The 13,570-nt window shown below is 48.2% G+C and carries 11 protein-coding genes; 10 read left to right on the forward strand and 1 reads right to left on the reverse strand.

The window, feature by feature from the left end:
• Positions 1–109 precede the first annotated feature (109 nt).
• From BMZ54_RS08890 to BMZ54_RS08930, 9 genes are all read left to right on the forward strand, one after another.
• Positions 110–2,371 (forward strand): heavy metal translocating P-type ATPase, encoded by a 2,262-nt coding sequence (locus tag BMZ54_RS08890; protein ID WP_089909389.1) that lies wholly within the window; start codon positions 110–112, stop codon positions 2,369–2,371.
• Between the two features lie 12 nt (positions 2,372–2,383).
• Positions 2,384–2,596 (forward strand): heavy-metal-associated domain-containing protein, encoded by a 213-nt coding sequence (locus BMZ54_RS08895; RefSeq protein ID WP_089909392.1) that lies wholly within the window; start codon positions 2,384–2,386, stop codon positions 2,594–2,596.
• Positions 2,597–2,667: 71 nt separating this feature from the next.
• Entirely contained in the window at positions 2,668–3,072 is a 405-nt protein-coding gene (locus tag BMZ54_RS08900; RefSeq protein WP_089909395.1) for an HYC_CC_PP family protein, read from the forward strand.
• An 87-nt stretch (positions 3,073–3,159) separates the two neighbouring features.
• Complete coding sequence (locus BMZ54_RS33465) at positions 3,160–4,446, forward strand: efflux RND transporter permease subunit (protein WP_089909398.1); 1,287 nt, start codon at positions 3,160–3,162, stop codon at positions 4,444–4,446.
• 2 nt (positions 4,447–4,448) lie between these two features.
• Positions 4,449–6,374, forward strand: coding sequence for an efflux RND transporter permease subunit (locus tag BMZ54_RS33470; RefSeq protein WP_089909401.1), 1,926 nt, complete (start codon positions 4,449–4,451; stop codon positions 6,372–6,374).
• Positions 6,358–7,611 (forward strand): TolC family protein, encoded by a 1,254-nt coding sequence (locus BMZ54_RS08915; RefSeq protein WP_202909191.1) that lies wholly within the window; start codon positions 6,358–6,360, stop codon positions 7,609–7,611. Before BMZ54_RS33470 ends, BMZ54_RS08915 begins: the two co-directional genes overlap by 17 nt.
• Positions 7,589–8,782, forward strand: a complete 1,194-nt coding sequence (locus BMZ54_RS08920) for an efflux RND transporter periplasmic adaptor subunit (RefSeq protein WP_089909407.1) — start codon at positions 7,589–7,591, stop codon at positions 8,780–8,782. The genes BMZ54_RS08915 and BMZ54_RS08920 overlap by 23 nt, the downstream gene beginning before the upstream one ends.
• 1 nt (position 8,783) lies before the next feature.
• Entirely contained in the window at positions 8,784–9,983 is a 1,200-nt protein-coding gene (locus BMZ54_RS08925) for an efflux RND transporter periplasmic adaptor subunit (RefSeq protein ID WP_089909410.1), read from the forward strand.
• A 29-nt stretch (positions 9,984–10,012) separates the two neighbouring features.
• Complete coding sequence (locus BMZ54_RS08930; RefSeq protein WP_089909413.1) at positions 10,013–10,540, forward strand: DUF3347 domain-containing protein; 528 nt, start codon at positions 10,013–10,015, stop codon at positions 10,538–10,540.
• Positions 10,541–10,726: 186 nt separating this feature from the next.
• Here the strand turns inward: BMZ54_RS08930 and BMZ54_RS08935 are convergent, their stop codons facing one another.
• Positions 10,727–11,812 (reverse strand): mechanosensitive ion channel family protein, encoded by a 1,086-nt coding sequence (locus BMZ54_RS08935; RefSeq protein ID WP_089909416.1) that lies wholly within the window; start codon positions 11,810–11,812, stop codon positions 10,727–10,729.
• A gap of 82 nt (positions 11,813–11,894) precedes the next feature.
• Here BMZ54_RS08935 and BMZ54_RS08940 point away from each other — a divergent pair, with 82 nt between their 5' ends.
• Positions 11,895–13,352, forward strand: a complete 1,458-nt coding sequence (locus BMZ54_RS08940; protein WP_089909420.1) for a baeRF7 domain-containing protein — start codon at positions 11,895–11,897, stop codon at positions 13,350–13,352.
• Positions 13,353–13,570: the final 218 nt, after the last annotated feature.

Consider the following 13,570-nt stretch of genomic DNA (forward strand, 5'->3'; position numbering starts at 1 on the left):
CCCTTTTTTGTCGCTCCTCCAACAACTAATCTTAAAATTTTTCCCCCTTATAGTATAAGAGGCCTGCCCATAGGCGGCGGTAACTTTGCTTTAAATAAAAGAAGGTAAGATGACAACCGTAACAACAGGCAGGCAGAAAGAAAGCAGCGCAGCGGCTAACGCGGCGCTCAAAAAAGAGACCTTTCCGGTACTGGAAATGACCTGTGCGGCCTGCGCCATCAGCGTGGAATCTATGCTGAAAACAGCCGCAGGTGTGCAGGACGCCGGCGTAAATTTTGCCAACCAAAGCGCCTGGGTATTATATGATCCCGGCATAGCTACCCCGGAATCCTTACAAAATACTGTTCGCTCCATTGGCTACGACCTGGTAATTGATACAGCTAACCAGCAGGAAATAAAAGAAACCGCCCAGCAGCAATACTATCAAAAGCTAAAAATAAGAACGATATGGTCATCGCTGCTGGCGCTGCCGGTAGTGGTGATCGGTATGTTCTTTATGAACATGCCTTATGCCAACTGGATCATGCTGGTATTGGCTACGCCGGTAGTATTTTACTTTGGCCGTAGTTTCTTTATCAATGCCTGGAAACAGGCCCGCTTCCGCAAAGCCAATATGGATACGCTGGTAGCGCTCAGCACCGGTATTGCCTGGGTATTCAGCGTATTTAATACCATATACCCCGCTTTCTGGCACCAGCGCGGCTTGCATGCACATGTATATTTTGAGGCCGCCGCAGTGGTCATTGCATTCATTTCATTAGGCAAGCTGCTGGAAGAAAAAGCAAAGTCCAACACTTCTTCCGCCATTAAAAAGCTGATGGGCTTACAGCCGCAAACCGTAACCGTAGTACATCCGGGTGGCCATATGCAGCAAATGCCAATTGCACAGGTAAAAGTGCAGGATGTACTGCTGGTAAAACCCGGTGAAAAAATTCCGGTAGATGGTATAGTGATCAGCGGCGGATCTTATATAGATGAAAGCATGATCAGCGGAGAGCCGCTGCCTGTAAGCAAAACAGCCGGCGATAATATTTTTGCAGGCACGATTAACCAGCAGGGCAGCTTCCAGTTCCGTGCAGAAAAAGTAGGAGGGGATACTGTATTGGCCCGCATTATAAAAATGGTACAGGAAGCGCAGGGCAGCAAAGCCCCGGTGCAAAAGCTGGTAGATAAAATAGCAGGCATTTTTGTACCCGTAGTAATAGGCATTGCCATCCTGGCCTTTGGTGTGTGGATGGTAGCCGGTGGCGCACATGCTTTTACGCATGGCTTGCTGGCCGCAGTAACTGTGCTGGTAATTGCCTGTCCCTGTGCGTTGGGGCTGGCTACTCCAACCGCCATTATGGTGGGGGTGGGTAAAGGCGCCAGCCATCATATGCTTATCCGTGATGCAGAGAGCCTGGAGCTGGCCCACCGGGTAAATGCCATCATCCTGGATAAAACCGGCACCATTACAGAAGGCCGGCCCGCGCTCACAGACACTCATTTCATAAACGATACTGCAGCCTGGAAACAGGTATTGCTGGCCATGGAGCTGCAATCAGAGCACCCGCTGGCAACCGCCATTGTAAACGGTTTGCAGCAGCAGGGTATACAGCCGGTAAGCATAAAGAACATTACCAGCATTACAGGTAAAGGAATAGCTGCCGTGTATGAGGGGTCTACCTATCGTATAGGTAATCTCCGTTTCATGAAGGATAATAACATTCAGATGAATGCAGCCCTGGCAGCCAAAGCGCAGGCCTGGCAAGCATCCGCTAAAACCGTTATTGCTTTTGCCGCTAACGCGGAAGTGGTAGCTGTATTGGCCATTGCAGATAAAATAAAGGATACCTCCAAAGCAGCCATTACCGCCTTACAGCAACAGGGTATAGCGGTGTACATGCTCACCGGCGACCAGGAGCAAACTGCCGCCGCCGTAGCTAAGCAGGTAAATGTGAAGCATTATAGAGCCGGTGTAATGCCTGCAGAAAAAGCCGCCTTTGTAAAAGAGCTGCAGCAGCAGGGTAAAATAGTGGCTATGGTGGGCGATGGTATTAACGACAGCCACGCGCTGGCCCAGGCGGACGTAAGCATTGCCATGGGCAAAGGATCAGACATTGCCATGGATGTAGCTAAGATCACCCTCATTACCTCCGATCTGAATACGCTGCCCAAAGTATTGCGCCTGTCCCGTAAAACGGTACGCACTATCCGGCAAAACCTTTTCTGGGCCTTTATTTACAATATCATCGGTATTCCGCTGGCAGCAGGTATCTTATATCCTTTCAACGGGTTTTTATTAGACCCTATGATTGCCGGCGCGGCCATGGCATTAAGTTCCGTGTCAGTGGTCAGCAATAGCCTGCGGTTAAAATTGTCAACATTATAAAAGCATAATAGCATGGAAACGTTAAAATTCAAGACAAACATTAAATGTGCCGGTTGTATAACAACCGTGACACCCTTCCTGGACACAGTAGCAGGTAAAGATAGCTGGAGCGTGGATACACAAAATCCCGACAAAACACTGGTGATCACTACAGATAAAACCATCACCGGGGCCGATGTGATCAATGCTTTACAGCAGGCCGGTTATAAGGCAGAAAATATATAAGTAGCTTACAGGCGCTCCCGTTATTTTTCGGGAGGCCTGTAAGTATTAAAAAATAGTATCTTTGTTCTCTTATGAAGCGATTCATTGCTGTTATATTAACCATCCTTTACATGAGCACCGCCATGGGCGCCACTGTGCAGTTACATTACTGCATGGGCAAACTGGTGGCATGGGAGCTGGGTAGCAGCAAAAAGGATCACTGTAAGGGCTGCGGTATGGAGCTGCCCGCCAAAAATACCAGCAAAAAGAAATGCTGTCAGGATGAGTACAAGGAGATAAAGCTGAAAAAAGACTATCATAACCCGGCAACTGCAGGGGCTATGGTTCCCCTGGCCCTAGAAGCCACCCCGGTAACAATGTATACTTTACAGGCTATGCCGGTAGCTTCCCTGGCAGTTACTTTTCCCGTAGCGCAGGCGCCGCCGGACACTGGCAACACACCTGTTTTCCTGCTTAACTGTAATTTCCGCATCTGATATAACCCCCACCCCCTAACACCGTTAACATTCCATAACGGAGTTCTCTTTTTTTAATTTTTCCCTTTTACTTTTTTACTTAATTCTATGGTACATAAGATCATTGCATGGTCGTTACGTAACCGTTTTATAGTGCTTGTACTGGCAGCTGCATTATTCGCCTGGGGATTTTTTGCCGTCAACAAAAATCCTATCGATGCCATTCCCGACCTGTCAGAAAACCAGGTAATCGTATTTACGGAATGGATGGGCCGTGGTCCCCAGCTGGTGGAAGACCAGATCACCTACCCGCTGGTAACCAGCCTGCAGGGTATTTCCAAAGTAAAATATGTGCGCGGTTCCTCCATGTTTGGCATGAGCTTCATCTTCGTGATCTTTGAAGATGATGCCGACATCTATTGGGCACGGGAACGCGTACTCGAAAAGCTAAGCACCATTACCCGGCAGTTACCGCAGGGCGTAGCGCCCACGCTAGGGCCGGATGGTACCGGTGTAGGCCATATCCTCTGGTACACGCTGGATGCGCCGGATGTGGACCTGGGCGAGCAGCGTGCTATCCAGGACTGGTATGTGAAATTTGCCCTGCAAAATGTACCCGGCGTAAGTGAGATAGCTTCTTTTGGCGGCGCACAGCAGCAATACCAGGTTACGGTAGATCCTAATAAGCTGCTTTATTATAAGCTGGGTGTAACAGATGTGATCAACGCCATACGCACCAATAACAATGAATCCGGCGGCCGCAAATTTGAAATGAGCGGTATTGGCTACATCATTAAAACCAGCGGTTACCTGCAATCTATAGAGCAGATCCGCAACATACCGGTAAAGAACCAGAACTCCATTCCCATTCGTGTAGCAGATATTGCCAGTGTACAAATGACCGGTGAAACCCGCCTGGGTATTTTTGACCAGGATGGTAAAGGCGAGCGGGTAGGCGGCATTGTAGTAATGCGGTATGGCGAAAATGCAGATGCCGTTATTGACCGCGTAAAAGCCAAAATGAAGGAAGTGGCTAAAGGCCTGCCCGCAGGGGTGAAGTTTGATATTGTGTACGATCGTGGTACGCTCATTAAAGAATCCGTGAGCTCTATTAAACGCACGTTGATAGAAGAAATGATCGTGGTATCAGCCGTGGTGATCATTTTCCTCTTCCACTGGCGCAGCGCGCTCAGTATCATTATCCAGATCCCCATTACACTGGCAGCCAGTTTTATTCTGCTGAATGCTTTTGGTATTTCTTCCAACATCATGTCCTTAACCGGTATTGCGCTGGCTATTGGCGTAATAGTGGACAATGGGATCATTATGAGCGAGAATGCCTATAAGCACTTGGCAGAGCGGTATGCGGAGTATCTGAAGCAAACAAAAAATTAACTATGAGCTTATTCAAAAAAATATTTCGCAAAACACCCGACTGGATCAGTGAGGAGGAGCGCCTGGCAGTGATAGAACAATCCAGCAAGCAGGTATCACGGGGCGTGTTCTTTGCAACCGTGATCATCATCACCTCTTTTTTGCCGGTGTTTATGCTCACCGGGCAGGAAGGCAAGCTGTTTCACCCACTGGCCTTTACCAAAACGTTTATTATGCTGGTAGATGCGGTGCTGGTGATTACCCTGGCGCCTGTGCTCATCTCCTTTTTCATGAAGGGAAAGTTCCGGCCGGACCATGCCAACCCTGTAAACCGCTTGCTGGAAAGGATCTACGAGCCGGTGATCCGTTGGGTGCTGCGCTGGCGTAAAACCACGCTGGCCATTAACATCCTGGCGTTGATCGTTTCCATTCCCTTATTAAAAAGTTTGGGTACGGAATTTATGCCGCCGTTGGATGAGCAAAGCATCCTGTTTATGCCCGTAACCTTACCGGATGTAAGTAATGCAGAAGCCAAACGTTTGCTGCAGGTGCAGGATAAGATCATACGCACGGTGCCGGAAGTGGATAAAGTACTGGGAAAGGCCGGCCGCGCCAGCACAGCCACAGACAATGCGCCCATCAGCATGATAGAAACCATCATCATGCTTAAACCTAAATCACAGTGGCGCAAAGGGCTTACTAAAAAAGATATCATCAGCGAGCTGGATAACAAGCTGCAGATCCCCGGCGTGGTAAATGGCTGGACGCAGCCCATCATTAACCGCATTAACATGCTGGCCACCGGCGTGCGTACAGATGTAGGCATTAAAGTGTTCGGGCAAAACCTGGATACCATTGCAGCAGTATCCGCAAAGGTAAAACAGGCGCTGGAAGGTACACCCGGTGTGCAGGATCTGTATGTGGAACCCGTTACCGGCGGTAAATATTTAGCCATTAACGTAAAAAGGGATGCCCTGTCCCGCTATGGCTTAAGTGTGGATGATGTGAACCAAACGGTAGAAGTAGCCCTGGGCGGCGCACCCATTGGCAACACCATTGAAGGCCGCCGCCGTTTCTCCATCAGCGTTCGCCTGGCGCAGGATTTCAGGAACAGCGTAGCGCAGATCCAGCGTATTCCATTACGCTCTCCGGCCTTTGGTGAAATTCCGTTAAGCGAGGTAGCAGATGTGCAGTTTGAAGATGGTCCGCCCATGATCACTTCTGAAAATGCCATCCTGCGCGGGGCCGTAATGTTCAATGTACGCGGGCGCGACCTGGGCAGCACAGTGCAGGAAGCCATTGATAAGATCAACAGTGAAAAGAAGATCTTACCGGCCGGTTATTTCCTGGAATGGAGCGGGCAGTATGAAAACCTTATCCGCGGTAAGCAAACCCTGATGTGGATAGCGCCGGTGGTGCTCGTCATCATTTTCTTCTCACTGTATTTCGCTTTCCACTCCATCCGCGAAGCTTTCCTGAGCCTTATCACCGTGCCTTTTGCACTGGTAGGCGGCGCTTATATTATTTATGCCTGGGGAGTAAATCTTTCAGTAGCAGTGGCAGTAGGCTTTATCGCCTTGTTCGGCATTGCAGTGGAAACCGGTATTGTAATGGTTATTTACCTGAACGATGCCATGCAGCAGCTGGTAAAACTAAAAGGCAATAATATTACCAGGGAAGACCTGAGGGAATATGTAATAGCCGGTGCAGCCAAACGTTTACGGCCTAAGCTAATGACGGTATGCGTATCCCTGTTTGGGCTGGTACCGGTATTGTGGGCCTCCGGTGTGGGTACAGATGTAATGCAGCCTATTGTGCTGCCTATGATAGGCGGGGTGCTTACATCTTCTACACACATTTTGCTGGTAACACCCCTCATTTTTTTAATGACAAAAGAATATGAATTACGCAAATACGGTAAACTGGAAGTATATGCTACGCAACATTAGAACAGCACTGTTATTCGTGTGTGGGTTGCCGTTAGCAGTAGCAGCACAGCAGCCGCCGGTGTTAACACTGGATACCATTTTGCAGCGCATAGAACGTAATAACGTAAAGCTTGATGTGTATGCGCTCAGGGCTGCCTCTTATGAATACAGCGCCAAAGCCGCTACGGCCTGGATGGCGCCTATGGTAGGCGTAGGTACGTTCATGACGCCTTACCCCGGTGCAAAGACCATGAGCCCTGCGGAAAAAGGCTCGCTCATGTTCCAGCTGGAGCAGGATATTCCTAACACCTCCAAGCTGCAGGCAAAAAAACGTTATATCGAATCACAGGGGAATATTGAAAAAGCCAGCCGCGAAGTAACCTTAAATGAGCTGAAGGCAGAAGCCAAACGCCTGTACTACACCTGGATGATAGCCACTGCCCGCATACGGGTGCTGGAGCAGAACCAGCAGATCATGGAAACCATGAAAAAGATAGCAGAGGTACGCTACCCCTACAATCAATCACAGCTGGGCAGCATTTATAAAGCAGAGGGCCGCGTGGCAGAGAACCATAACATGATCCATATGCAGGAAGGCCTGATAGATAAAGCACGGGCATGGCTTAACGCTTTAATGAACCGGCCCGGCACAGAGGCTTTTGATATTGATACTACCCTGGCGCCGGCCTTTGTACCGGCTGTTACTTATGACACTGCCACGCTGGCCGCCTCCCGTAAAGATGTACAGAAAATGGATGCCGGCATACAGTCCATGCAACTGAATATTGACGCCATGAAGCTGGGCAAACGCCCTGATTTCAGGTTCCGCTTTGATCATATGCAGCCGCTGGGTACCGGTATGCCAAGGGCTTACAGCGTAATGGGCATGGTAAGCATTCCCATTGCACCCTGGGCTTCCAAAATGTATAAGAATGAAGTAAAGGCCATGGAGCTGAACGTACAATCTATGCAAAAGGAAAAGGTAGGCATGCTGCAGGAAACACAGGGTATGCTGTACGGTATGGAAGCCGAAATTGTATCCATGCAGGAGCACATCCATGCCACGGAAAGTAAAATACTGCCCACCTTACAACGTACGCTGGACGCTGATTTTCAAACTTACCAGGAAAACAAGCTGGAGCTGCCGGTGATCATTGATGCCTGGGAAGCACTTACCATGGCCCAATCCGACCTGCTGAATGAAAAATTGAAGTACTATGAAATGATAGTAGCATATGAAAAAGAATTATATCGTTAACATATCCTTTGGTATAACGCTGCTGTTAGCGGCCTGCAAACAGCATAAGCCGCAGCCGGTCCATGACCATGCTGCCATGGAGCACAGCGCTACTATAGATAGCAGCCTGGCGCCGTTGCTGCAGCCGGTGAATGAGCAGGTGGTAGCGCAGATCAGCACCATACAGCCGGAACAGCGGGAGGGAAGCATTACCAAAGAGATCCAGGGTGTTGTAACCTATGATACGCGCAGTGAAACCAGCATTGCCAGCCGCGTAGCAGGCCGTATAGAAAAGCTGTACATCAAATACAATTACCAGCCGGTAAAAAAAGGCCAGCTGATTATGCAGGTATATTCGCCTGACCTGGTAGCTGCACAACGGGAATTGCTGTTTATTCAGGATGCGGGTGATAATCCTGCTTTGCTGAATAGCGCCCGGCAACGTTTATTGCTCCTGGGCATGACAGCACAGCAAATAGAGCAGGTGATCCGTACCAAACAGCCGCTGTACCGGGTTTCAGTATATAGTAACGCTAACGGGTATATTATAGATAAAGCTGCGCCCACACCGGTTATTGCAGCCGCAACCGCATCCGCACCAGCAGGTGGTGATGGCATGGGGGGAATGAATACAACACCTGCCGCACCCGCTGCCAGCACCACCACCACACCGGTGCTATTGAGAGAAGGGCAATATGTAAGCGCCGGCGAAAATTTATTTACCATTTACAAAGCAGATAAGCTGGTAGGCGAGTTTGCCCTGGAGCCCGCCACCGCGGCGCTGGTACGGAAAGGACAGTCCTTATCCATACAGGGCAATAACAATCAGACTATTACCGGTGCCATTGGCCTGGTGCAACCTGTTTTCCGTAACGGGGAAAATTTTACGCTCGTACGGGTATACCTGCAGGGACAGCCCTTTAGTGCCGGCGCCTTACTGAAAGCCAGTATTCCCCTGCCAGTAAAAAAAGCCTGGTGGCTGCCGGAAGCAGCGGTACTGCAGCTGGGCCAGCAATCCGTAGTATTTAAAAAGGAGGGAACGGTGTATAAGCCTATTCCCATTACTACCGGCGTTAAAGCCAATGGGCGTATACAGGTGCCCGATAGTATTGCCGGCTGGAACATAGCCCGCAATGCTTATTACCTGGTAGATAGTGAAAGTTTTATTAAAGCAGCTGCTACAAACAAATAATATGAAAAGGAAACATTTTATCAGTTTAATAGCGCTCCTGCTGCTCTTCACAGCCTGCGGTACCAAAAAATCGGCCGATGCCGGTAAGGCACAGGTTTACACCTGCCCCATGCATCCGCAGATTGTGCAGCACGGGCCGGGCGCCTGCCCCATTTGCGGCATGGACCTGGTGCCGGTAAGTGAAATGAATAATAAGCAGGAGCTGATGCTGAATGAAAGCCAGATTGCATTAGCCAATATTACTACCCTGGAAATTGGTAACAGCAACCTGGATAATTACAAGCGTTTGAATGGCAAGCTGGCTATAGACCCGCAGCGCACGGTATACATCAGCAGCCGGGTAGGGGGCCGTATAGAACAGCTGTATGTAAAGGAAACCGGCGTACCGGTGCGTAAAGGCCAGCCCCTGTACAAAATATATTCTGAACAATTAGCCGGCTTGCAGCAGGAGTACCTGATTGCCGCCGCACAAACCGCGGCCTTCCCGGACAATGCCCGTTTTAAGCAGATTGAAGCAGCCGCCCGCCAAAAGCTGTTGTTATACGATGTATCTGCACATACGCTTGACCAGCTGAAGCAGCAAAAGAAAACAGATCCCTACATTACCTACACTGCCGCCATAGATGGGGTAGTAGCTGCCTTACCGGTAAGCGAGGGCCAGTATGTAGCAGAAGGCAACACGGTTATGCAGCTGGAAAATTATGATGCCTTGTGGGTAGAAGCAGATGTATACCCCGCAGAGCTGAGCCAGGTGAGCATCGGTAAAAAGGTAAAAGTAGCGGTCAGCGGTTGGGAAAACCAGCCCCTGGAAATGCAGGTTGATTTCATTACACCGGCCCTGCAAACCGGCACACAGCTGGCACAGGTAAGGGGCACAATTCCCAATACAAACCATCAATGGCAGCCCGGTATGCAGGCCAATATTTACCTGCCTGCTGCCAGCAGCAGCAACGTGCTCACCTTACCGGTAAATGCCGTGATCCGCGACCAGAAAGGCACGCACGTATGGCTTAAAAAAGGCGGCAACCGTTTTGTACCGCGTATTATAAAAACCGGAACAGAGAACGCTGACCAGGTAGAGATCACAGAAGGCTTACAGGCCGGCGATGCGGTAGTGGTAACCGGCGCCTACCTGCTGTACAGTGAGTACGTGCTGAAAAAAGGCGCAGATCCACTATCACATAATACACACAAACACTAATTTTTTTAACAGATAAACCATTTGATTTTATGCTTAAACAAACTTTGACAGTACTGGCCTTTACCTTACTGGCCGCCTGCGGTAATAATGCGGAAAACAAAACAGCGGATAATGCGGAAGAGCAATCTACCGTAACAGTAGCAGCTGCGCCCGTAAAATTAAAAGATGAAAAAGTAAATAACGTGTACCAGCATTACGTGCACCTCACCACCGCCCTGGTGAACAGCGACAGCACCGAAGCTAAGAACGCCGGCGCGGCCATTGAAGCGGGCGCTAATGAATTACCCGGCGCAGATAGTATCATCGCCAACGCGAAAAAAATAGCGCAGTCATCTTCCCTGGAAGACCAGCGGCAGCAATACATCAGTTTAAGTACAGCCGTAATTGCACTGGTACGGTCAACCGGTGTAAGCAGCGGGGAATTATATGTGGATTATTGTCCTATGGCTAACAATGAAAAAGGCGCCAGCTGGCTATCATCTAATAAAGACATTAAAAATCCCTATTTCGGTGATGAAATGCTTACCTGTGGAGAGGTGAAGGAAACGATTAAATAATGTGCTGATAGAATATAAAATTTAAAATGTAAAAGTTGGATGCCGCAATACCAGGTACAGACTAATATTCGCGGTATTCAACTTTTACATTTATGATTTATCTCGTTCATAAAGTCTTTTAGATGGTCTCTATGAACCTCCTTCCTCGGTTTAAAATTTTACATTCTTTTTAGGCCGGCTCCATATCTAAATATCTTTCGTAATCTCTTTCGAGATCTCCGCCCTTGTCTTCGGCAGGCTCTCCGGGTATTTTTCCTGCACAAAAGCAATCATACGCTCTCTTAAAAAACAGCGCAGGTCAAACGCCTGCCCGGAGTTTACGGCGCTGATCAGCAAACGTATTTCCATGGTACGGTCTGTAGCATTGGTTACCTGCATAACCTTTACCCGCTTATCCCATAGGGGATGATCTTCCACCAGCCGGAAAAATTCTTCCCGCAAAACATCCACTGGTGCAGAATAATCCAGGTATAGGAACACCGTGCCTAATATGGCCGATCCCGTACGGGTCCAGTTCTGGAAAGGTTTTTCAATAAAATAGTTAATAGGTAATATCAGCTTACGCTGATCCCATATCCCCAGTACTACATAGGTGAGCGTAATTTCTTCTACACGTCCCCATTCATTTTCCACGATCAGTACATCATCAATGCGAAGGGGCTGTGTAAAAGCGATCTGCAATCCTGCCAAGAAATTACCCAGCGACCGCTGCGCGGCAAAGCCTACAATAATACCACCCACACCCACACCGGTTAGCAGGCCGGTGCCAATTTTACGCAGGCTGTCAAAACTCAGTAATACTGCGCACAACACTAATATTGTAATAATAGTCACTGCTATTTTGCGTATGAACTGTAGCTGCGTACGGATCTTGCGTTCCCGCAGATTATCCGCCTTGCGCAGGTCATAGGCATGTACAATGTAATCTTCAAAAACTTTAACAATTCCTATCAGCACATACCCGAACGTGATGATCAGCAGCACCTCTACCGTGGAGCTCAATAACTTTAGCTGTTTGGGATGCAGGTCCATCAGCGGTATCATCATGTTTAAAACAAGTACCGGTAAAAAGAAGTTAACGGGCCTGCCTAAACGTTTTACAATGGAGCGCATCATGGAATAATCTTCCACAGGCGTTTTGGTAGACTTGTGTATGAATAGCGCCAGTAACCATTTGATAATATAGCCGGTAATAAGCGCACAGGCCGCCAGTATAATATTTCCAATTAAAGGTGGTAAATGGCTGAGTTGACGTTCTATTAATTCAAGCATGTTTCTAAAGTAACAAACGATCTTCTTTTTTCAAAACAATTGATGGTATAGTGTTTGTGCCGCATTCATAAAATGTAGCACTATGGGAAAAGATAGAGAAGGAAGATTTATTCCGCAAAAAGGCAAACCCTCCGGTTCCGGCAAAGAAGGCAACCTGGGCCTCAGACCCACCATTGATGAAGAAGGGTTGAAACGTGATGAGGAGATGACGGAGAAATATACTACGGATGAAGATACCCTGGCCCCCAATGTACACATGCGCCACCCCAACCGTAATACGGCAAAAGGAGAGCAGGAAGAATATGCCGCACAGCAGAAACCGCAGAATACCTATAAGAACCGGTATGATACCAGATCTGCCATAGTAATTCAGGCTGAACCATTACCGGCAACCCTGGATAGGAATGGCTTTAAAGATCTGGCTCAATACAGGGCGGATCCTTGTATTACCTTATATATGCCTACCCACCGTTCCGGTGTAGAAGTAAATGAACAGCAGGATGCTATTTTGTTTAAACAATTACTACAGCAGGTACAGCAGCAGCTGGGGCAAAAAGGTTTATCATCTGACAAAATAGAATCTTTATTAAAGCCGGGTTTTGACCTGTACCATGATGAAACTTTTTGGCGGAGCCAGCAACTTGGCTTAGGTGTATTCATTGCAGATAACTATTTTAAGTATATCCAGCTACCTTTTGACGTGGCGCAGCAATGTTATATAAACCACTCTTTTCATACCAGCGCATTATTACCGCTGTTAAACAGCAAAGAACAGTTTTACCTGCTGGTACTGAGCAAGCATAAAGCCACCTTATATGAGGCAGATGCTTTTGGTATGCATAAAGTAGAAGTAGAAGGTATGCCGGATGGTATGTCTGATGTGATACACTTTGAGGAAAAAGATGATCAGCAGCTGTTCCGCACCGGTGGCTCGGGAGCAGGACATGGCGCAAACTATCATGGTATGGGTTCCGGTACGCCGGATGATAAGGCCAACATTTCCATGTACCTGGATGAGGTGGATGAAACCATCTGGAAAGAAGTATTATCTACCAAACATATACCCCTGATGCTGGCAGCAGTGGATTATATTATTCCCATTTTCAAAAAGCGCACAAAGTATAGGCATATTGTTGAAGAAGCGCTCATTGGCAATTATGAGCATGAAAGCATACCGGTGCTATATGAAAAAGCCCGGGAGAAAATGCAGCCTCATTTTAAACAGCATCAGCAGCAGGTATTAGAGCGTTATGCTAATAACAGCGCCAACGGTAATACCTCCTCTATTGTGGCAGATGTGATCCCCGCCTGTTATTATTCCCAGGCCGATGTGCTGTTTGTAGAAAAAGGTGCGCAGCTATGGGGAACGTTTAATGAACAGGAAAACCAGTTAACCCTGCATGATACCGAACAGCCGGGCGATGAATGCCTGGTAAATGCCGCTGCCGCTAAAGCCGTGGAAACCGGCGCCGAGGTATTTATCCTGGATAAGGAAGAAATGCCGGCCGATAGCGCCCTGGCAGCCATTATGCGATTTTAGTACATGCATATAGATTAGGGATGGCCGGCGTTACATAGTGAGCGCCGGCCTTTTTTTTATAATTAATTATTAGCTATTTTCGCAGCAGTATGAACCTCTGGAAAAATATCATCAAAAGCCCTACCTGATCCCGCCCGGTTCTGCAGCCTCCCTTTTTTATTATCAGCATAAGAGCGCTCCGTTATGGAGTAGCTGGCATATGCTTATGCAAACTGGTA

The sequence above is a fragment of the Chitinophaga rupis genome, assembly GCF_900109685.1.
Lineage (GTDB): Bacteria > Bacteroidota > Bacteroidia > Chitinophagales > Chitinophagaceae > Chitinophaga > Chitinophaga rupis.